Source organism: Pseudoalteromonas sp. US3C1013, assembly GCF_048401115.1.
GTDB classification, from domain to species: domain Bacteria; phylum Pseudomonadota; class Gammaproteobacteria; order Enterobacterales; family Alteromonadaceae; genus Pseudoalteromonas; species Pseudoalteromonas undina.
In genome coordinates this window covers 430,886-450,810 of record NZ_CP183075.1, presented here as the reverse complement: position 1 = coordinate 450,810, position 19,925 = coordinate 430,886, and the positions used below count along the sequence as shown (strand labels likewise).

Annotated in this window: 18 protein-coding genes; 5 read left to right on the top strand and 13 right to left on the bottom strand. The window is 35.6% G+C overall.

The features are described from left to right. Positions 1 to 791: 791 nt before the first annotated feature. A complete protein-coding gene (locus ACNSN2_RS02095) occupies positions 792 to 1,163 on the top strand; it encodes a hypothetical protein (protein WP_075170433.1) in 372 nt (123 codons plus the stop codon). Between the two features lie 337 nt (positions 1,164 to 1,500). On the opposite strand, the gene ACNSN2_RS02090 is transcribed toward ACNSN2_RS02095, so the two are convergent. From ACNSN2_RS02090 to ACNSN2_RS02080, 3 genes are read right to left on the bottom strand one after another with little or no spacing between them, the layout of a single operon-like run. Further along, positions 1,501 to 1,620 (bottom strand): DUF2474 family protein, encoded by a 120-nt coding sequence (locus tag ACNSN2_RS02090; RefSeq protein WP_081374113.1) that lies wholly within the window; start codon positions 1,618 to 1,620, stop codon positions 1,501 to 1,503. Positions 1,621 to 1,661: 41 nt separating this feature from the next. Beyond that, positions 1,662 to 2,672, bottom strand: a complete 1,011-nt coding sequence (cydB, locus tag ACNSN2_RS02085) for a cytochrome d ubiquinol oxidase subunit II (RefSeq protein WP_303046958.1) — start codon at positions 2,670 to 2,672, stop codon at positions 1,662 to 1,664. Positions 2,673 to 2,680: 8 nt separating this feature from the next. Further along, positions 2,681 to 4,081, bottom strand: coding sequence for a cytochrome ubiquinol oxidase subunit I (locus ACNSN2_RS02080; RefSeq protein WP_054202286.1), 1,401 nt, complete (start codon positions 4,079 to 4,081; stop codon positions 2,681 to 2,683). Between the two features lie 132 nt (positions 4,082 to 4,213). Between ACNSN2_RS02080 and ACNSN2_RS02075 the strand changes: the two genes are divergently transcribed. Further along, on the top strand, positions 4,214 to 5,635 hold the full coding sequence (locus ACNSN2_RS02075; protein ID WP_175573841.1) for a PLP-dependent aminotransferase family protein: 1,422 nt from the start codon (positions 4,214 to 4,216) through the stop codon (positions 5,633 to 5,635). Between the two features lie 168 nt (positions 5,636 to 5,803). Here ACNSN2_RS02075 and ACNSN2_RS02070 read toward each other — a convergent pair whose 3' ends face one another. Then, the gene (locus tag ACNSN2_RS02070; RefSeq protein ID WP_418608416.1) at positions 5,804 to 7,912 is read right to left on the bottom strand and encodes a TonB-dependent siderophore receptor; all 2,109 of its coding nucleotides are present in this window, start codon (positions 7,910 to 7,912) and stop codon (positions 5,804 to 5,806) included. Between the two features lie 246 nt (positions 7,913 to 8,158). Between ACNSN2_RS02070 and ACNSN2_RS02065 the strand changes: the two genes are divergently transcribed. Together ACNSN2_RS02065 and ACNSN2_RS02060 are read left to right on the top strand one after the other, a co-directional pair. Beyond that, positions 8,159 to 8,896: a DUF4198 domain-containing protein gene (locus ACNSN2_RS02065; RefSeq protein ID WP_418608414.1), complete on the top strand. Its 738-nt coding sequence runs from the start codon at positions 8,159 to 8,161 to the stop codon at positions 8,894 to 8,896. A 374-nt stretch (positions 8,897 to 9,270) separates the two neighbouring features. Continuing rightward, positions 9,271 to 10,914 carry a methyl-accepting chemotaxis protein gene (locus ACNSN2_RS02060; protein WP_418608412.1) on the top strand — a complete coding sequence of 548 codons (1,644 nt, stop codon included), beginning with the start codon at positions 9,271 to 9,273 and terminating at the stop codon, positions 10,912 to 10,914. 205 nt (positions 10,915 to 11,119) lie between these two features. Here ACNSN2_RS02060 and ACNSN2_RS02055 read toward each other — a convergent pair whose 3' ends face one another. From ACNSN2_RS02055 to ACNSN2_RS02025, 7 genes are all read right to left on the bottom strand, one after another. Beyond that, complete coding sequence (locus ACNSN2_RS02055) at positions 11,120 to 11,866, bottom strand: type II CAAX prenyl endopeptidase Rce1 family protein (protein WP_418608410.1); 747 nt, start codon at positions 11,864 to 11,866, stop codon at positions 11,120 to 11,122. Between the two features lie 328 nt (positions 11,867 to 12,194). Next, on the bottom strand, positions 12,195 to 12,608 hold the full coding sequence (locus ACNSN2_RS02050; RefSeq protein WP_418608408.1) for a hypothetical protein: 414 nt from the start codon (positions 12,606 to 12,608) through the stop codon (positions 12,195 to 12,197). Between the two features lie 95 nt (positions 12,609 to 12,703). Continuing rightward, positions 12,704 to 13,204, bottom strand: a complete 501-nt coding sequence (locus ACNSN2_RS02045; RefSeq protein WP_418608406.1) for a hypothetical protein — start codon at positions 13,202 to 13,204, stop codon at positions 12,704 to 12,706. Positions 13,205 to 13,213: 9 nt separating this feature from the next. Then, positions 13,214 to 13,540 carry a hypothetical protein gene (locus tag ACNSN2_RS02040; RefSeq protein WP_418608404.1) on the bottom strand — a complete coding sequence of 109 codons (327 nt, stop codon included), beginning with the start codon at positions 13,538 to 13,540 and terminating at the stop codon, positions 13,214 to 13,216. A gap of 789 nt (positions 13,541 to 14,329) precedes the next feature. Next, complete coding sequence (locus ACNSN2_RS02035) at positions 14,330 to 14,683, bottom strand: hypothetical protein (protein WP_418608402.1); 354 nt, start codon at positions 14,681 to 14,683, stop codon at positions 14,330 to 14,332. Beyond that, positions 14,683 to 15,171 (bottom strand): type VI secretion system amidase effector protein Tae4, encoded by a 489-nt coding sequence (locus ACNSN2_RS02030; protein WP_418608400.1) that lies wholly within the window; start codon positions 15,169 to 15,171, stop codon positions 14,683 to 14,685. Before ACNSN2_RS02030 ends, ACNSN2_RS02035 begins: the two co-directional genes overlap by 1 nt. A gap of 132 nt (positions 15,172 to 15,303) precedes the next feature. Further along, positions 15,304 to 15,612 (bottom strand): hypothetical protein, encoded by a 309-nt coding sequence (locus ACNSN2_RS02025; protein WP_418608398.1) that lies wholly within the window; start codon positions 15,610 to 15,612, stop codon positions 15,304 to 15,306. A 189-nt stretch (positions 15,613 to 15,801) separates the two neighbouring features. Here ACNSN2_RS02025 and ACNSN2_RS02020 point away from each other — a divergent pair, with 189 nt between their 5' ends. Next, positions 15,802 to 17,160, top strand: coding sequence for a serine hydrolase domain-containing protein (locus ACNSN2_RS02020; protein WP_418608396.1), 1,359 nt, complete (start codon positions 15,802 to 15,804; stop codon positions 17,158 to 17,160). A 311-nt stretch (positions 17,161 to 17,471) separates the two neighbouring features. Here ACNSN2_RS02020 and ACNSN2_RS02015 read toward each other — a convergent pair whose 3' ends face one another. Beyond that, a complete protein-coding gene (locus ACNSN2_RS02015) occupies positions 17,472 to 19,409 on the bottom strand; it encodes an AAA family ATPase (protein WP_418608394.1) in 1,938 nt (645 codons plus the stop codon). Beyond that, entirely contained in the window at positions 19,397 to 19,924 is a 528-nt protein-coding gene (locus tag ACNSN2_RS02010) for a hypothetical protein (protein ID WP_418608392.1), read from the bottom strand. The genes ACNSN2_RS02015 and ACNSN2_RS02010 overlap by 13 nt, the downstream gene beginning before the upstream one ends. Between the last annotated feature and the right edge of the window lies 1 nt (position 19,925).

The window sequence follows — 19,925 nt, the reverse complement described above, 5'->3', positions numbered from 1 at the left end:
ATAAATAGTTTTAAAATCAATAAGTAAGAAAGAAATGAAAATATTTCACCAATACAAACTATAAAAATTACACAACAAATGTAAGCTTTCCTCAGAGCATCATTTTATTAAATTACTAAGCAATCAGCTTGTTCTGATTTTCATTATTACTGTATTTTTACAATGATAGATTTAGTGAGAACTTTGTCTGTATTGAGGGTTAAGAAAGGTTTGAACGCAAGATGCTACTCAGCTTTTTTCTTGTTTAAAATAGCGTTCTGCTTTTGCACATGTAAGTTTAGATAATGAAAATTTACTCCCTTTATCTGGGCATAGTTTCTTTAAAAGACTTACTGCATAACGCCCACAACTTGGCAAAGTAAATAACTCTTATTCCTCAGTAACACCTAGCGCAGATTGATAACTCAACTGATAAAACACCTTAAGTAATAACATCTGTCTCTGCGGATGAGTGATAGATTTGACCTAGTAATTATTAGATATGACAATATAAAAGATTTTTAAAAAATGATAAAAACATCTTTATTCCTTTAAAAACCTATTTAATTATAATTATTCAGTCAATTACCTAACTCAGTTATTGGCTGCCTTAATATTAAAATATTGATGCTAATATTCTTCAAAACTATCTAACCAATTACAATTGTATTTTGATAATTCAGTAAAGAGTCAGGCCAACTTTGTTATCACTGTTGCTGCATTTTTTCGGTGCTGCTTGAGTCGTAAAACGCCTTGCTTAGCCTTTAATACTAAATGCTATTTTCTATTGCAACCAAGGCTACTCACGCATTATGACAACGACTTTTTTAAGTAAGCCACAGCAAGTCGCGCTGCAACAAGCACTGTTTAGCAGTAAGCTGTTAAACAGTGAGATAGTAACAAGTGATAACCCACCATCACAAAAGCAACAAGCCTATGGGCGTATAGCTGTAATGCTCTATCGCTTTAATTTACAAAAAATAAAATGGCCATCTTTTTTAAAAACAGCAATAACCGCAGCAGCCGAAGAATGTTCATGGTTAGCCAACGAACTTAACAGATGCCAGCAGAGCTACCAAGCCCAACCTAATGACGCCTTAATATTTGAACAATCCGCATTCTTTAGTGGTATTTTTAGCGAAGAACTCGCTTATATTGACACTTTGCTTTGGACTGAAGAATAAGTTGAATAAAGACTCAATTCCAAGACACAGAAATACATAATGTAATCTATGCATTGTCACTTTTACCCGAATAACTAATAATTACTTTAACTACCTAAATAAGTTATGGTTATTTAACAGCTAAACTAGTGTTTTTGTAAAATTAAAAACAACTTTTTTATTATTAATGGACACCTTATATCATTTTAATTAACGTATAATCCGACTTATTTAGAAACAACTTAACTAACAAATTAATCTGTCAGCCTAACGTATTAACTTAATATCAATACTCTAAATTTAAATACGCCAAGAGACTATTTTGCTAAAAATAGTCTCTATAATTTAATCAACGTTATTATTTCATGCCTGCTAGGGTCATCAAAAAGCGGATCACTAGGGACACTAAAAATAATGAAGTAACACTCAATACCCAAATGATAAGCAACCATTTAAATTGATACAGCTTCTTTTTCATATATCCTCCGCAAAGTCTTCTCTTAATATTGCAATTAGCAATTAATGATATCCCTCGGTATCAATAACCTTGCCACGAAACACATAATAAGACCAAAACGTATAAGCCAATATAAATGGCACAATGATAACAACACCAACTAACGTGAATTTTAAACTTGATTCTGGTGCTGCTGCTTCATAGATAGACACGCTCGGCGGAATAATATTGGGCCAAAGGCTAATACATAACCCTAAATACCCCATAAACAGCATACACAGTGTATAAATAAATGGCCGATAATGCTTAGCTGAATTTACCGAGCCAAGTAATAACAAAACAAAAATACCAGTAATAATGGGCAAAGGAGCAAGGTATGCAATATTCGACCAATTAAACCACATTGCTTTGACGTCAGGATTGATCATTGGTGTGTAGATGCTAATACCTAACATACACAATGCTAGTAAAATGGTTAATGGCTTAATAAGTTTACGCATTTGTTTATATAAATTATGCTCTGTTTTGACCACTAACCATGTGGCACCCAATAAGCCATAAGCAAACAATAAACTACACCCTGTAAATAAGCTAAATGGTGTTAACCAGTCCAACGTATCACCAGCAAACTCACCATTTACAACGGGAAAGCCAATAATAACTGCGCCCATTGCGGTTCCTTGAGCAAAGGTTGCCATAAACGAACCTACAAAAAATAGCTTGTCCCATAATGGACGATGAGGTTCTGTTGCTTTAAAACGAAATTCAAACGCAACGCCTCGCAATATTAAGCCAAATAACATCACTAAAATCGGTCCATACAAGGCTGATAATATAACTGAATAAGCCATAGGAAACGCGGTTAACAAACCAGCCCCACCAAGTACTAACCAAGTTTCGTTACCATCCCAAACGGGAGCAACAGAGTTAACCATAATATCTCTTTCATGGTTATTTTTAACCAGAGGAAAAAGTAGGCCAATCCCTAAGTCAAAACCATCTAAAAACACATACATCATTAAACCAAAGCCAATAATGAGTGCCCAAATACTAGGTAAGTTAAAATCCATCATTTAATCTCCTAAAGCTCAATACCATCAGCCGCTGATAATGGACGAGCCGGACGTTTGTTTAGATCGTCTTTATTATCATTGCTAGGCACTTTTTCAGGGCCTTTTTTGATAAGTGCTAACATATAACGTACACCTACCCCGAATACACATACATATAAAACAACAAAAGTAAGTAATGAATAACTCATTGCCGTCATCGAATGAGCAGAGCTTGCATCAACCGTTCTTTGCAACCCATAGACAACCCAGGGTTGTCGTCCAACTTCAGTAACAAACCACCCGGTAAGCATTGCAATCAAACCCGTAGGTCCCATTACTACACAGTATCTCAAGAACCATTTATTCTCGTATATGCGCCTTTTTTTACGTAATACTAACCCAGTAATTCCTAACAAAATCATTAGTAAACCTAAAGCAATCATGATTCTAAAACTAAAAAAAACAATCGGTACATTGGGGCGGTCTTGTGCAGGAACTGATGTTAATGGGGCAATCGTACCATCAACACTATGGGTTAAAATTAGGCTAGCTAGATGTGGGATCTCTATCGCGTAATCGTTACGTTCCTGCTCCATATTTGGCCAGGCAAATAAAACTAAGGGGACACCTTCGCCGGGTTCTGATTCATGCCAATGCCCTTCCATTGCAGCCACTTTAATCGGTTGATACTCAAGTGTATTTAGTCCGTGTATATCTCCTACAAAAGCCTGCATTGGGGCAGTAAACAACAACATCCACATTGCCATCGACAGCATCTTTTTTGCCGCCTGAGTGTGTGAGTTTTTTAATAAATGCCATGCACCAGAGCCACCGACTAATAGTGCAGTCGCTAAAAAAGCTGCTAAGCCCATATGAGCTAAACGATAAGGAAATGAGGGGTTAAATATAATCTCAAACCAATCAACAGGAACCGCTCGGCCGTCAATAATTTCATAGCCTTGAGGTGTTTGCATCCAACTATTAGACGCTAAAATCCAAGTCATCGAAATTAACGTACCGATTGCTACTAAACAGGTGGATGTAAAATGAAGTTTTTCGCCAACTTTATTCCAACCAAAAAGCATAACGCCAAGAAAGCCTGCTTCTAAGAAAAATGCGGTTAGCACCTCATAACTCAATAGTGGCCCAGTAATAGCCCCTGAAAAATTAGAAAACTGACTCCAATTAGTACCAAACTGGTAAGCCATTACAATGCCGGAAACCACACCCATCGCAAAATTGACCGCAAATATTTTCATCCAAAAACGACAAAGCGTCATATATATTGGTTTTCGGGTGTATAACCAAAGCCCTTCAAGTACCGCAAGGAAGCTTGCTAAACCAATGGTTATTGCAGGAAATATAATATGAAAAGAGACTGTAAATGCAAACTGAATACGAGCTAAATCAATAGCTGTTAAATCGATCATAGCGCTAACCTACTCCTAGTTAATTACAGAGCAAACATTAAACTCGTTAGCTATAGTAATATCTTTATTTTTGCAGTACAGGCACAGAAAAATAATTTACAATAGGGACAGATTGTCACCATGAGTGATTTTATGAAGCAGTTAAAATATATAGAGCTTGAGGCTACATTAAAAAAGAGAATATTAGCTCACGGCTTTATGCCAACAGGAAAACTCCCCTCAGTGAGAGAGCTTTGTAAACTACAAAACCTTTCAAAAGCAACCGTTTTACATGCACTACATCGTTTGGAGTCACAAGGGTTTATTTATGTAAAACCTAAGTCAGGTTATTTTGTAACTCAAACAAAGCCAGTCAAAAGAGCGATACCCAAGCAAATAGCAACGCCGTTAACACCGCAAAATGTGTCTGTACCCACTATTTTAAAAGATATAATGACGCGCAGTGCAGCCTTTGATATTTTACCTAGTGCAGGTATACCCAGTGACGCGGCACATTTAACCATTCTTAATCGACATATAACTAAAGCGTTTCGCACTTCTTCGGATCAAAAAGCTTTTTACTATAATAATTCTGATGGTAATTTAGCTTTGAAATATGCATTACTTAGTCACTATCACACACTAAAGCAAAAACCGGATGAGCTTTGCATTACTAATGGCTGCCAGCATAGTTTATTTATTTCACTGATGGCCACTTGTTCACCAGGCGACACTGTGGCTGTTGAATCCCCAACTTTTTACGGGGTGTTGCAAATATTAGAGCAACTTGATCTGAAAATATTAGAAATAGAATGCGATCCAGAGCACGGCTTGAGTATTGTCGATCTGACAAAAAAAATAACCCAGTGGCCAATAAAGGCATGCGTGGTCTCACCTAACTACTCAACACCAACAGGTGCATACATGCCCCAAAATGCAAGAGAAGCACTGCTAAAATTGGCAATTCAACGTAACTTTTGCATTATTGAAGACGACATCTACGGCGATTTATCTTTTCCTCCTTTTTACAGTGAGCCTTTAAAAAGTCTCGACACCCGAGGAGACGTTATTTTATGTAGTTCGTTTTCAAAAAGCTTATCAAGAGATTTACGTATAGGTTGGGTTTTCGGAGGAAAATGGCATGAAAAAATCACTCAACTTAAACTCGTTACACAACTTTCTTCATGTGAATCCATTCAACAAGGATTAGCAAGCTTTATAGAAGGCGGCCACTATCGGCGCTACCTAAATAAACATGTATGTGCAATTAAACAGCAGCAACAACAACTTATTAATTTTTTACAAAGTCATTGGCCAGAAGAAATTCGATTTACACAAGCTCATGGCGGCATATCAATGTGGGTCGAGTTAGATGAGTCAATTGACACCCAAAAAAGCTATAATGAGATACTGCAGCAAGGTATCGTTATGACACCTGGCTCACTTTTTTCAGCATCAGGGCAATATAAAAACTTTTTACGACTAAGTTATATTCACCCTTTCACTAAAAAAAGAGAAGTAGCAATCAAAAAACTATTTTGCACGCTATTTGCTAAAAAAACACAGAATGTGTAGCGAATTTAATCCCACTATATTTTAATAATAAGAATACTTCACATTAGCGACTTTAATAGTAAAGGCAATTATCTGAGCAAGTAAATATACGAAATAGATCAGTAAAAATATAAACAGCTATAGCCGCAGTTCTACAAAACTGCAGCTAAATAGGCTTTTTAAGAGAAATTAAAAGCTATATTTTAAGCTCAGTTTATAATTGACTGGCTCACCTGGTTGAGTCCAAATTGCAGAGTAAGAATTTGAGTAATATTCTTTATCCAGCACGTTATTAATGTTCAGTTGTACAATCACATCTTCATTAACGTTGTAAGTTGCGAACAGGTTCACCAGTGTATACGAAGGTAAGTAGTACGTAGGGTCTATGGTTTCACCTAAGCGTTCCCCCTCATACTGAACAGCTATACCAACGCTTGCATTTAAATCGATTAAATCATTCAATTCTCTTTTAATACGTGCATTTGCACTGTGTTTAGGAATATTGAGTAAAGGGCTACCTTTTGGTAATTTTACCCACCAATCTGTATTAACCGTGTCGTTTGCTGTTTTTGCATCGGTGTAGGTATAGGCCAAATCAAATGAGGTGCGCTCTGTAATATAACCGTGTAAATCAAACTCAACGCCTTCGCTAGTTACCTCGCCTAACGCCGTCGACACGCCTGCTTGCAAATCTGTGGTCAACATATTGCTTTTTTCGGCGCTAAATACAGTAAAGCTACCATTTAGGGTATCGGTGCTAAATTTAACACCCGCCTCAATAGAGGTTGTTGATTCTGGCTCAAATGCATCACCATTTATATCGTAACCACTGTTTGGCCTAAAACCTTCAGAGTAACTGCTGTAATACTGTATGTCGTCTGAGAAAGCATACACTAAGCCTACTCGTGGGCTGAATGTACTCTGATTGCTTTTAGACTGACTTTGATTAATATGATTATCTATTTGCTGATCAAACCAATCATAACGACCGCCTACTTGTACTTTCCACTGCTCAGTGACGTCGATTTGATCTTGAATATAAATCCCGTAGCTATGCTGTACTTCAGTGCTGTTGAATAAAAGTGAGCCTTCGGGTGCTGTTTGCCCATACACAGGGTTATACATATTAATGGCATAGCGCGTATCTTCAAGCGTAGGGCGATATCTATACCAAAGTTTATCAAAATCAAACTTGCTGGCATCGGCACCTATTAATAAATGATGGGTAAACCCAGCAGCAGTAACGCTGCCACTTAGCTCAGTGCGGGCTGAAATATTTTTAGTTTGAAAATCACGCTCGTTATGTTGCCGACTTAAAGTTTCGCCATCAGTAAAATAAACCTGCCTGCTAGGGGCGAGTTCAGCATCACTCGATTCGCTTATAAATTTAGAATCGCTATAGCTAAGCCCATTTAAAAGTGACCATTCCCCTATTTGATGCTCAAAAGTCAGTTGATGAGAAATCGCATCAACCTCTGTTGGTTTATCGCTTGGCTCACCTAAAAACGTTTCAATAGGTAATGCGTCTATCTTCCCGTCTAGGGCAACAATGCCACGGTCAAACGTCACACTCTGATCAACATACTCTAGTTCATAATTTAATTTTGTTGTGTCGGATATTAACCAAAGAATTGAAGGTGTGATCACCGTTTTTTTATTTTCGTGGTAGTCTCTAAAACCCTCACCGTCTTCAATTGCACCATTTACTCTAAAAGCGAGTTCATTGGTAATAGCATTAGTGTAGTCACCTTCAGCGCGATAACTCTGCCAACTCCCTGCAGATACTTTCAAAGAGCCTTGTTCTTCAAACTGTGGCTTTTTAGTGATGATATTAATAGTACCGCCAGGCTCAGAGCGACCATAAAGAGCAGAGCCAGGCCCTTTCATCACTTCTACATAATCAATATTACTGGTATCGCGGGTACCGCTAAAACTTCGACCCGATGAAAAACCATTAATTAAAAAGCCTGAAGGAATATTCTCATCGCCTACTAAGCCACGTACTGCAAAGCTTTCCCACAATCCACCAAAATCATTTTGTTCAGAAATACTCGGCGTTAAATCAAATATATCGGTGAGTGTAGTCACTCCTGCGTCATCGAGGTTTTCTGCTGATATAAACTCAATACTTTGCGGTTGCTCGCTTAAGGGCACATCGCCACGAAAAGCTTGTCTAACACCCGTAACCGCTATTTTCTCTATGTTAGCTGACGCTGAAGCTGCGTATACAGAAGGCGCTAAAATGGTACTTATAGCAATTGATATGGCAGATATTTGGTATCGATTTATTAAGTTCATTCTATCTCTTAGATATCATGCAAGCTTAATCGGTTAAGTTTTTACTAAAATTTTTTTAGTAAAGCCGATTAAATAAACATGAAATACAAATGGTAATTATTGTTATTTGCAATAATATACAAATAGAATAAAAAGAGCTACCCTACAGCAACAAATTTTACAAAGTTATTAGAGGCTGTTTTTTCTTTTTGAATTAAACGTATTCAACATCGAAAAATAAATACCTCCTAAAATTTAGAGAAAAAAATGAAAATATTACCTTTCGCCTGCATGGCATTAGTCACATCAATATCAAGCGCATACAGCGAACAAACACAGGCTCATGCAATATGGTTTGCAGAGCGCTCATCACAGTTGGCCTTTATATATGGCGAAGGCGCACAAGATTTAGATACCGTAAAACGACAAAATAAAATTAAAAGCATTACTGGCTATAACAAAAACTGGCAACAACAAAACGTAAAGCTTGTTGAGTCAGGGCCTATGATGCTGCTAAATGATAAAACCGTTTATGCGGTTACTGGCATGCTCGATAATGGGTTGTGGAGTAAAACAAAGGAAGGTAAATGGTTTGCTAAAGGTCGAGATGCAATCCCCAATGCACTATTAAGCGAACATACTAAAAAGTACGCAGTACATTTACGTGGCCCGCTTGCCCAAGTACCTGCGCTTAAAAATCAGCAATTGCAAATTCTTCCTGTAGGCGAAGAATTTTCAGATCAAAAAGGAGCTATGGTTAGTTACCGCATAACTTTCAATAGTAAAGCTGTTCAAGGTGCTAAAGTAATCAATGATTTAGTAAACGATCCAGATCAAGAAGCAATAGTTAGTAATGATGACGGCTTGGTCACATTGCCATTGCGTAACCAAGGCTTAAACGTAATAGCCGCGATCTACGACGAAAAAAGCACGAATTTAAATGTATTTGATAAAACCGAGCATTTAGCCACACTCTCATTTGTTTTACCCCATGCCGCAGAGTAAACTTTAAATACAGTCAAGTCAGCTCAATTCCTTACTCGCTGGCTGACTTTTCATTCTCAATTATCACTGTTTAGCCCTAAGCGGTGATAATTTAAAAAGTAGCCTTGAAAACCTAACTATTTAATAAAAAAGAAAAAACACCCCAAAACATCACACTTTTATTTATAAAATATTAATCATTAAAGTCGGGGAATTATAATAAATAAAGTTCATAACGCTCACGTCTATCAAAAATAACACAATTAACCTGATTAAAAACCAACCTTTATTTATTAAATTTTTGCTCTACAGTTTATTAATTAGTGGTGCTACAACGAACCTGTTATTTTTCAAAGATACAAGTCGATAAATGGACTGCCAAAAGGAATTTAAAAATGATCTCAAATTTAAATCAAATTGGTTTCACTTCAATTAAAGCAAAATTATTAGCGAGTTTTAGTCTAATAATCATCATGCTAATTGTTACTGCTGGGATTGGTATATATAACCTTTCCATAATGAATGATCAGATGAGTAAAATAATTAATGTTTCAGCTGAAAAAGTAAAACTGGCAGCTAGAGTCAATCAAGGCGCTTTAGCTGTATCTCGAGCTGAAAAAAATATAATTTTGGCAGACTCAAAAGCAGCCATGGATGAATACGCCGACTTCATAGCTCAAACGCGAGATGAAATGCTAGAGCGACGTGCAACTCTTCGCAATTTAGTCAATGACAACGGCAAACGTTTACTCGATGAATTTGCCGCGACATGGGATGAATATATTGAGGTAAATCTTCAAATTCGAGACCTAGCAAGAGCTGATTTAAACGACAAAGCAATAGCCTTATCTAAAAATGAAGGCAGGAGACTAAACGATTTAGCCATTTCTCAAATGGCTAATTTAGTAAATGCAATCGAACAAGATATGGCAAATGACGAGTTAGAAGCTCAAGCACGGCACTCCTCTGCATATAGCTTAATGCTTGTAATTACCCTTGTAGGCTTAATCGCAGGTATTGTTATTGCCATTTTTATCTCTTCGAGAATTACCGGCGCACTTAATCGCCTTTCACATAGAATGAACGATATTGCCGATGGCGAAGGTGATTTAACCGTAACAGTCGACGATTCATCAAAAGATGAAACCGGCGACGTTGCCCGCGCATTTAATAAATTTGTTGCTAAAATTCGCACCACAATAACCTCAGTGGCATCTGAAACCACTCAGGTTGCATCAACTTCCGAAGAGCTTTCAATAGTTAGTAACACCACAAGTGCAGCAGTTAAAAAGCTGCATGATGAAACGCAACAAGTTGCCACCGCTATGACGCAAATGAATGCAACAATTCAAGACGTTGCCAATAGCGCAGAAAATGCAGCCAGTTCAGCAAGTGATTCAAATAATAATGCTAAAGCCGGTGAAAGCATGGTGAACGAAACAGTTCACGCGGTTGATAACCTTACTAAAGAAATTAATCAATCCGCCTCTGCAATTGAAAAGCTACAAGCCGACAGCGAAAATATAAGTACCATATTAGATGTTATTAAAGGCGTATCTGAACAAACAAACTTATTGGCATTAAATGCCGCCATTGAAGCCGCAAGAGCGGGTGAGCAAGGCAGAGGTTTTGCAGTTGTTGCTGATGAAGTACGAACCTTAGCACAACGAACTAAAGAGTCGGCCACCAACATAGAACAAATGATCGATAAGTTTCAATCCGGAATATTAACCGCCATTGAGGTAATGACCAAAAGCCAACAACAAACAGACTTAGTTGTTGAAAAAGTCAGTAAAACAGGTGAAACCCTGCGAACAATCAATGACTACAGCAGCGCAATTAATGATATGAACGCGCAAATAGCCTCAGCCGCTGAACAACAGGCCGTGGTCGCAGATGAGATCAGCCGCAACGTTGTTAATATTAAACAAGTGACAGAGCAATCATCAGCTGCAACTGAGCAAACATCAACAGCAAGTAACGAAATGGCAATACTAGGCAATAACTTATTAAAACTGGTACAACAGTTTAAAGTGTAAGTTCTGGGCTTCTCATGCTTTCAAGCTGAGTAGTGTTCGGCAGCAGGTTTAGCAGTACAAACCACTAAAAGCATAGGTAATAAAAGGAGCTCAAATTGCAGGCATGAATGACTTGTGGTCACCTGCAAACGAGCCCTTTTGACTGCTGCCGGTGAAGAGGTAAAAACTTAAACAAGATTTTACCTCTCTTAAATTAAACTTTTAATTAGATTAGCTGCCCAACAAAGTTAACACTATTATGGGCTAAAATAGGAAACACCAAACTCCCTGTGCGCTCTCTTAGCCAAAGTAAAATAAAGCCGTAGCCGCCTGTTAATAAAATAGCGGGGAAAGAAAAGTGCCACTCTCCACCATTAAACATAACCCCATGAACTAGTCCAAATAACACCACTAAGAGCAACCCTGCAATGTTAATTGACGCACCACCTAAATTATAGCGTTCTGATATGATTGCCAAAGATATACAAAATAAAAGAATCCCTCTAAACATTGGCTCCTCATCAAAGCCTGGCATTGTTGCCTGATAAAGTAAGGTTTCTAAATCGTAATTAGGTTCACCACTCCAAAAAAGTGATACAACTATCTGTAAAATGATAAACAAGCACATAACTGTAAAAGCTGGCTTTATAGAACTTTCATTTTGCCTAAAAGTAAAACCTGCATCCGCAATACGAAAGTTAGCTTTAAATTTAACTAAAGCTAGTAGTACGACTAACCAAAGGATTATTGCCGCTACTTTTCCAGACCAATTCCACGACATATCAGGAAAAAGCATATCCAAGGGGATAACCTTTCCACCTTTAAACAAAGCAAAAAAGTAGCAAACTAAAATACCTAACGAAATCAAAGACCACATTAGATTTAAATCAACTTTTTTAAGTGCTTTTAATATCAAAACTAAAACTAATATAACGCCGACATTTGCAAATAAACCTATAAATAGATCTTCCATGAATACCTCTTTTTTAAAGGCTATTTCTAGCACTTATTTTATTATTGTTTTAAGTAGTACCGAATACTAATCCTAAATTAGATACTATTAAACAATTAGTTATAAAAGAGGTAAGCACTCTAGGTGCAAACAGGATGTTTATAGCAATTAATACTTATATGTAGTTTTGGGGTGGGTATATTTAAAACCAAATGGGTGACCCCTTTCGTTCCTTTTATTCCTAAAACAAGAGGTATAACCCTTTGGTTTTTAAAACTAATCGAAAATAAAACCTTAAAAAATATTCTAAATTAATTTGTAATGTAGTTTTATTAAATTTGTTTTTTATTTAAAGATACTGCTTTGCCTTTGTACATGTAAGCTTAGGTAATGGAAGTTTACTCACTTTGTCTGAGCATAACTTATTTAAAAAATTGACTGCAAAGCGTTCGCACCTTGACAAAGTATACAACTCATATTCCTCAGTAACACCAAGCGCAGATTGATAACTCAACTGATCAAAGTATTCATTAGTACCTAAAGCAATAACATCTTTCTCAGTCTCTGCAGATGAGTGATAGATTTTACCTAGTAAATCATTGGTAAAATCAACAATCGTATTACTTTCAGATAAATCATTCTTAAGTGAACAAACACTAAGATAAGGTGTAGCTTTGCCTACATCAAAATATAAATCATTTCCTGCCGCAAATTGACTAAAAAATATAGTGCTCAAAAAACAAAAAGGTTTAACCAATTCCACCTTACATTTCTCCATGTATTATGTAGATTATATATTCTCAAAAATTCACAGCGACTAATAATCTAATATTTGCTGATTCTGTTGGAGATTATGATTTAAAGCTGGCTTTTTAAGTATTCCACTTGCTTTTTCTGCCGTCTTTTAAGCCTTTTAATAACATTAACACTCACCTTTAAATACTTACTTTTAAAAAGTAGCAATATAAATGAATTAAAAATCATAAATAAAAATGAAAGTTCTAAACCATTAAATAAACGTTCATTTTTTTGCTCAAATATTAAACCTAAAATATAAACTAGAGACACAGCTATAGAGCACCCAGCAACTAAGCGGTAAACTTTAATAACCCAGCTTCTACCTGTAGATATGAGCGCCCCAAGAAAGATAAACACACATATGCCAATAAAAAAACCGATAACCCTAGGCCCAAGCTCATTTATAGCATCGTAAGGCCAAAGCATGACTAACATTGTAAATGCTAATGATGAGTAGCTAATAACGCTTGATACAATGGCTAAAGCACAGACTAAGCTGTATTTTAGTTTTAATATTGAATTACTCTGTAAGCTAGTAGCTCTCACTTCACTGACCATCACCTAAAACCATTATTCAAATAATACAGATGAAAACATTAGTAGTGCGCAAAGCATAAAAATTACAAAATACACTTTAAATAATCTCGAGACGTGAGCTGGTACCTTGTCTCTATCACTTAATAAATTATACCGTTTTGCATACCAATCAAATAAAAATACACTGCTATAATGAAGTAAACCATGAAGCGCCATAAAAATATTTAGGGAATAGTAGCGATTTCCATGCTCTAAAATATCTTCAACCGTTCTGAGATTTTTTGCTTTTAAATAAAAAGCTAAAGGTAAAAGAATGATAAAAATAACACTTAAGCCAACACCAAAAAATATCAAATCCATTATTTAATCAACAAAAAAGAAAAGCAGTTAATCTAAAAAAAAGTACGCCATGAGGCATGCTAATAAAAACATAAGGCTAAATGTTATAAACAAAATATAATAAAGCTTAAACCACATCTGCAAATTTTTGGGTACTTTTTCTCTCTCCTCTATTACCTTATAACGTCTAGCATACCAATCGAATAGAAATATAGAACCGTAGTGCAATGCTCCGCTACCAGCAGTTATGATATTTAATGAGTAAAAACGATTTCCATCATCTAGAACATCCTCTACCAACCGTGTTTTTTATCTTTTATAGCTATTAACATTGGTAATATTATAAAAAAGAAAAGACCCGCAGATGTAAGAAACAGAGTTAAAAACCACAACTTAATAGGCTCCATTACTTTTCAATAACCTCATATATTAACTCGCCTGCAACCCCTCCAGAATAACCTCCACTAACGCCTAATCCAGCACCTTTGGCTTTGTCTCAACATACTTAGCCTTGGTACAAGTTTGCTCATTTCCTTCTGTGTATGCTTTTACAATCTTTGTATTGGCCTAAACACCTGTCAGCGAAGTTCCAATATGGCCCAGACCTTTTTAGGTTTTGGGGCATGTTAAATTGAGTTTAAAAAATAGGGAGGCTTGGCTTTTTGAATAAAAATATTAAGAAATCAAAGTGCCCTGTTTGACCAGTAGTTTCTAATGGGTGACTCATTTCGTTTTTTAGTTCTTCATGGAGATCATTCTAAAGATTAAGACCAGATCTCCATATTAAAAAAGAAAAATTTATAAAGTTAATTAAGATTCACTTATGGTTTTAAGCTCTTTTATGAAACTTTCATCATCTTTTAATAAAAAGCATTTTGCCAGTTGTATATCAACTTCATGCTTGGTTTTCAATTGAGGTGAGTAATTTTTAACCAACAACGCAACCTGCTGAAACTTATTAGCCGAATAGCTACTCATTTCAACAATTCCACCTGTTATTTTACTAATATCATTAGTAGGAATATTATTATCTTTGAAGTACCAAAAAAAGCAATTTGCACTAGCAAAATCCATCAGTGGTTCTTTACTCTTCTCTGGCATAGATGAGCATGAAAAGCTCAAGGTGAATAATAAAAAAACTCCTATTACCTTAAACTTCGACATCACGATGCTTCCCAAAATAAAACGTTATTTGACTGGCTACCATAACCTTTATAAACGCATTTACTTCCATCCCATAAATCTGCATGTCCAGTAGCGTCAGACCAGCCATTTACTTCGTAAATAATAATACCTTTACGACCGTTTAGCTCTTTTTCATGTATTGCTGGTTTATACATATCTGGATTACCGTACTTCTCTGTTAAATACTTAATCAGTATTTTTACTCGAAAAATATACCAGTTTTTATTTTTTCCAGAAGAAACCTGCCCTTCAAATTTTCCATTGGGACCGATAGCTTTGTAGTAAGGAATCTTATGAGTAGAGTCTGCACTATTTAAAGCGAGAGAGATTCGTGTTGCGCATGCGTTATTAAAAACACCAATATCATGATTTAATTCCACTTTACCGCCTATTTTTTTAAAAACAGCTGGCGCAGGCAGTGCAGGATAGTTTTTCTGTAGAGTATTCCATGTAGGTAGATTTATCATAGTTAATTCCTTTTAATTTAGTCTATGTTGTACCTAAATTATATTTTACGAGCTTAAAAAGCAAGCTAAAATACATAACTTTAGAATTGAGCTAATGTAAATCTAATGGGTAAGTAATCTGGTTTTAAATGATCAAAAACTAATATCAGCTACAATAAACATAACAGTATGCATGAGGGCACTGACTATATAAGCCCCTATAAAAAATGCAGCGAATGCTGAAACGGCTCCACCTCCTGTATATCCGGCCTTAGCTTTTTCTATCATTAAAACATAGATGCTCAGCCCTATACTCACTTTAAACCACAGCCAGTAATCGTTACTAAATAACGGTATTGCTGCAAAAGCAATGATCGGTACTAGAATTTTACCTTCTTCGTTTTTGTGTAAAAAATAAAAAGCCATAACAGCAATATATAAAAATGGCGTTACATCACTCATATAAACAACTTCCTTGTAAATATAAAATTAAAATAAATAAATTTTAGCTATTGTACTTATTAATCAGTACTAAGCACTTAAAAACGTCATTAATTGTGTTTACTTTTTAGCTGTGCAATATTAACTCACTATAAAGCGCTAGGAACGCCTGCTCATTAGCAAACTTGATATAAAAATTAAAGGATGAACATGATTAAGCCATTTTACACAAGCTGCTTATTAGCTCTTACTCTATTAATACCCAACCAAGCTAAAGCAGAGCCTGCAGCTTTACAGTACCAGCAAATCCTTAATGATACCCTTTCAGCCAGTGAGCCTGGTGTGTCAGTAATAATAAGTAAAAATGGAAAAACTGTTTTTAAAGGAACCCGAGGGCTTGCCAACCTTGAACACAACATTGTACTAACCAATCAAAGTGTTTTGCGGTTAGGTTCTATTTCAAAACAGTTTACCGCTGCTGCAATTATGATGCTGCAAGAGCAAGGTAAATTATTAACCTCTGACGATATTCATAAGTATGTTCCAAGCTTTCCTACTGAGGGCAACCTCGTCACAATAGAAAACTTACTGACCCACACATCGGGAATAGCAAATTATACCGATGACGACGACCTGTTCGATAAAGAAATACAAGTACCTGCAAGTGTTGATGATACGCTAGCACGTTTTGCCAAGCACCCCATGGTTTTTAAACCAGGCGAAGCAATGGCTTATTCAAATACAGGTTATTCACTACTTGGTAAAATAGTGGAAGTAGCAAGTGGGCAATCTTATAAGGAGTTCGTTGAACAATATATTTTTAAAAAACTGGGGATGACACAAAGTAGCTACGAAGGGCAAGAGCTTGTTCCTCACCGCGCAGCTGGATATGAACAAACAGAGCAAGGCTTTATAAACACAAGTTATATTAATATGGATTGGCCCTATGCCGCAGGGGCGCTTATATCTACTCCAACTGACTTAAATATTTGGTTTAGTGCATTATCATCTGGCAAGCTTATTAGTAAAGCAAGTTATGAGAAGATGGTCAGCCCTTTTAAACTCAACGACGGCAGTTTTTCACCCTACGGTTACGGCCTAGTTATTAAGCCTTTTAATGACTATACGGTAATTAAACACACCGGTGGAATAAATGGCTTTTTAGCACATGCACGCTATATACCCGAGCAAAAACTATACGTAGCTGTACTCGCTAATTCAAACCATATAAACCCTATTTTTATAAACGAAAAACTCACAGCTAAAGTACTAGGTATAGAACTACCAAAATTTAAAAGCGTAAATGTAACAGCGCAGCAACTATCACCCGTTTTAGGCGATTACCGTATTAATAAAAATACTTCTCGCAGCCTAATTTATGAAAATGACGTTTTATATTCTCAGCGCACAGGTGGAAATAAAATAAAGCTAATCCCTATGTCTAAAAATAGTTTTTATTACCCTAATTCAAATAACTATTTAGTCATTGAAAAAAACAGCCAAGGGAAATTAATAATGAAATATTTTAGTGGGTTATCAACCACACCAACTGAGGCAATTAAAATTTAAGATAATTATAATGACACCTATTCTGATTTATCTATTTTTAATGTCTGAAGTCAAGATTTGACCCCTTGCTCTTCTTTGACCCCTTGCTCTTCTTTAATCAATAAGTAGAAAACTATAAATCTAGACCTTTGATGTCTGAAGTCAAGATTTGACCCTTTTGGTTTCATGATAAAATGCGTTCTCGTACTCTATTCGCAGCGGTCTAGACATAATAATTCACTCAATGAGTAGTAAACTATAAATCTAGACCTTTGATGTCTGAAGTCAAGATTTGACCCCTTTGGTTTTATTGAAATTGTAATGTTAATTTTTTAACGACTGACAGTTTTTAGTAACCTATTTTTCTTACTGAGAGTTTGTATAACATTATCACTAAGATTTTCAGGGTATTTCTTAACACCAGTAGATAAAATGATCTGAAAATCGTCATTTCCATTTATCTCTGCAACAGTGCTTAACATCGTATTCAAATTATCGAGATCAATCCCATGAGTTTCTGGAGTATCAATCAAAAGAAAACGTGGAAATGGAATATCCTTGTCTAAAGATAACTTTAACAGCGTCAAATAATAAAAAAATCTTTTAGGAACTCTTGCACTTGCTTCTTTATATTCACCATCATTAACCGAAGGAATATAGTTTCCAGAATCGATTTCCGCATTCCTACAACCTTCTAAGCAATTGACCATGTAATTATTATAAATCTCGTTGAACTCAGAGATTCGTTCTAATAATTCATTTGCAGCAATCGCTTGCATCTTTTGCTCATGTAATTTAGCTTTTTCTAAACTTGTTTTAGCTGCACTGACGTTACTTTGATGACGGGCAAGTTTAGTTTCTAATTTAAGCGCTTGTTTTAAATCATTAACAGATGATTTCAAGTCAAAAATTTTGTCATCTAGTTCCTCTACAACATCTTGATTATTAATCACTTCTATGTTTTCGATTCGATGATATATTTTTTGTTCTAGTCCTGAAATCGTATCTACTAATTCACTAATCGTGCTATTGTGTTCAACTAAATCGTCATCAATATCGGACATCGCTAGTTTAATAGTTTCTATTGACTTTATTTTGGATGACAGCAGCTCGTAATATTCAGAAGGTTCGTAAAAATATCGTTGATATTGCCCTTCTTCTATATCGGAACCACAAATGCACTTGTTTTTTGCCCTTTGGACTGTAGTCAAACAATACGGACAGGTATCGCTAGAGAACAGACTTAATTGCTTATGTGTGTGTAGAATTTTTTCTATTCTTGAAATGTCCTCTACTGTTTTGTCGTATACACTTTTAACATCTAACTTTTCTTTAAATAACTCTTTCTTGGCTCTTTCTTCCCGCTTTAATGATTGCTCTAAGCTAATTAATTGCCTTTTGTCCTTATCTATTAACTCCATACCTGAAGGGTATACAACTTTTGAGCTATAGTGCTCTAGTTTAAGTTTGTTGAGCCTTTCAATATCTTCTTGAGTATCCTCAATTTTCTTTCTTAAATGATGTTCATTTATTACTTCTTTGAATCCATTTTGATCCAAAATTTCAGAGACAATAGACTTATATTCGTTCAAAATTATGCGCTTAGAATCATAATCGCTTTGTTTGCTTTTAGTATCTCCAATAGCTGCATATAAGTCCCTTAAGTTCTTTCCAACTAATATCTCAAAAATAGCATTTCTAACTTGTACCGAGTCAGATACAAAACTATTTTTGTCGTTAGGCTTATAAATTCTTGTCCTATCTGGCTCTTGAGAGTGATAAATTAATCTAGCCAAATCATAAAACCCTAACTTAAAAGACTTACCAGCGCTAAATAACTCCATCACTGGAATATCCAATTTATCCAAAAGCCAATCAGAAAAAATATAAGTTTCCGAGTTACTTCTGTTTACAGGTAAAGAAGCAGCCTTGGGATATTCTTCACCATTAATGATGAATGCCTCGTTAGCTAAAATTTTAATTTTGTTTTCTTTAAAATCACGCAGTAAGTTAAATTTCTGACCAGATAATTTAACGTCAAGTTCTACATAATTATTGTTGTCATAAACTATCTCTTTATGTTCTTCGTCACTACCTGCTATAAACTCATCAACTTTTCCACCTAAAGCGAAATAAATTAAATTAAGTAGAGTAGATTTTCCTGTTCCATTTGGACCTTCGATAACGCTAATTGCTCGGTCAAATTTTGGAGAAACATAGCTATAGTTATTACCAAAATAGCTTACTTGATTAATTCTTATTGAACCCATACACGAAGTCCCTTATTGGTGTATACCTTTTCCACAAATGTCTTTAGTCCAACCACAGAGACTCTAGCCAAAAACTTTTTTAACCCATTAATATTGTTTAGTTCTTCTTCAAAAACTTTCTTATCAAAAAATTCTTTAGGGATGCTTTTGTTTAAAACTTTGACATTTAGCACCTCTGGTGATTTAGTTTTTATGAGTTCAACAAAACCCTTAATTTCAAGAGTTAACAATAGCTTATATACATCTTTTGCGTGAATTGTTCCATTAGTGTATGAGGTGTATAACAAATCCTTGTCTCGTACATTAGCAATATGCGATTCAGGATTTTCATTTAAAATGCTAACTATTGAGTTAGAAGAAATAATATGTATCAAATACGATAATTTTCGGTGATCATTGAACAAGCGGCTCTTCTTTGCCGAAAACTGATCCAAACAAAGAATTAACAAATAAGTCATGTAGTAGTAGTCTTCACCAGAAAGGTGACTAAGCTTTCTTACTTTTTTAGTATCCATC

Excerpts from the sequence above, each read along its gene's own strand:
- ACNSN2_RS02095 (WP_075170433.1), top strand. The coding sequence starts at position 792 with ATGACAACGACTTTTTTAAGTAAGCCACAGCAAGTCGCGCTGCAACAA.
- ACNSN2_RS02090 (WP_081374113.1), bottom strand. The coding sequence starts at position 1,620 with ATGAAAAAGAAGCTGTATCAATTTAAATGGTTGCTTATCATTTGGGTA.
- cydB (WP_303046958.1), bottom strand. The coding sequence starts at position 2,672 with ATGATGGATTTTAACTTACCTAGTATTTGGGCACTCATTATTGGCTTT.
- ACNSN2_RS02080 (WP_054202286.1), bottom strand. The coding sequence starts at position 4,081 with ATGATCGATTTAACAGCTATTGATTTAGCTCGTATTCAGTTTGCATTT.
- ACNSN2_RS02075 (WP_175573841.1), top strand. The coding sequence starts at position 4,214 with ATGAAGCAGTTAAAATATATAGAGCTTGAGGCTACATTAAAAAAGAGA.
- ACNSN2_RS02070 (WP_418608416.1), bottom strand. The coding sequence starts at position 7,912 with ATGAACTTAATAAATCGATACCAAATATCTGCCATATCAATTGCTATA.
- ACNSN2_RS02065 (WP_418608414.1), top strand. The coding sequence starts at position 8,159 with ATGAAAATATTACCTTTCGCCTGCATGGCATTAGTCACATCAATATCA.
- ACNSN2_RS02060 (WP_418608412.1), top strand. The coding sequence starts at position 9,271 with ATGATCTCAAATTTAAATCAAATTGGTTTCACTTCAATTAAAGCAAAA.
- ACNSN2_RS02055 (WP_418608410.1), bottom strand. The coding sequence starts at position 11,866 with ATGGAAGATCTATTTATAGGTTTATTTGCAAATGTCGGCGTTATATTA.
- ACNSN2_RS02040 (WP_418608404.1), bottom strand. The coding sequence starts at position 13,540 with ATGGATTTGATATTTTTTGGTGTTGGCTTAAGTGTTATTTTTATCATT.
- ACNSN2_RS02035 (WP_418608402.1), bottom strand. The coding sequence starts at position 14,683 with ATGTCGAAGTTTAAGGTAATAGGAGTTTTTTTATTATTCACCTTGAGC.
- ACNSN2_RS02030 (WP_418608400.1), bottom strand. The coding sequence starts at position 15,171 with ATGATAAATCTACCTACATGGAATACTCTACAGAAAAACTATCCTGCA.
- ACNSN2_RS02025 (WP_418608398.1), bottom strand. The coding sequence starts at position 15,612 with ATGAGTGATGTAACGCCATTTTTATATATTGCTGTTATGGCTTTTTAT.
- ACNSN2_RS02020 (WP_418608396.1), top strand. The coding sequence starts at position 15,802 with ATGATTAAGCCATTTTACACAAGCTGCTTATTAGCTCTTACTCTATTA.
- ACNSN2_RS02015 (WP_418608394.1), bottom strand. The coding sequence starts at position 19,409 with ATGGGTTCAATAAGAATTAATCAAGTAAGCTATTTTGGTAATAACTAT.
- ACNSN2_RS02010 (WP_418608392.1), bottom strand. The coding sequence starts at position 19,924 with ATGGATACTAAAAAAGTAAGAAAGCTTAGTCACCTTTCTGGTGAAGAC.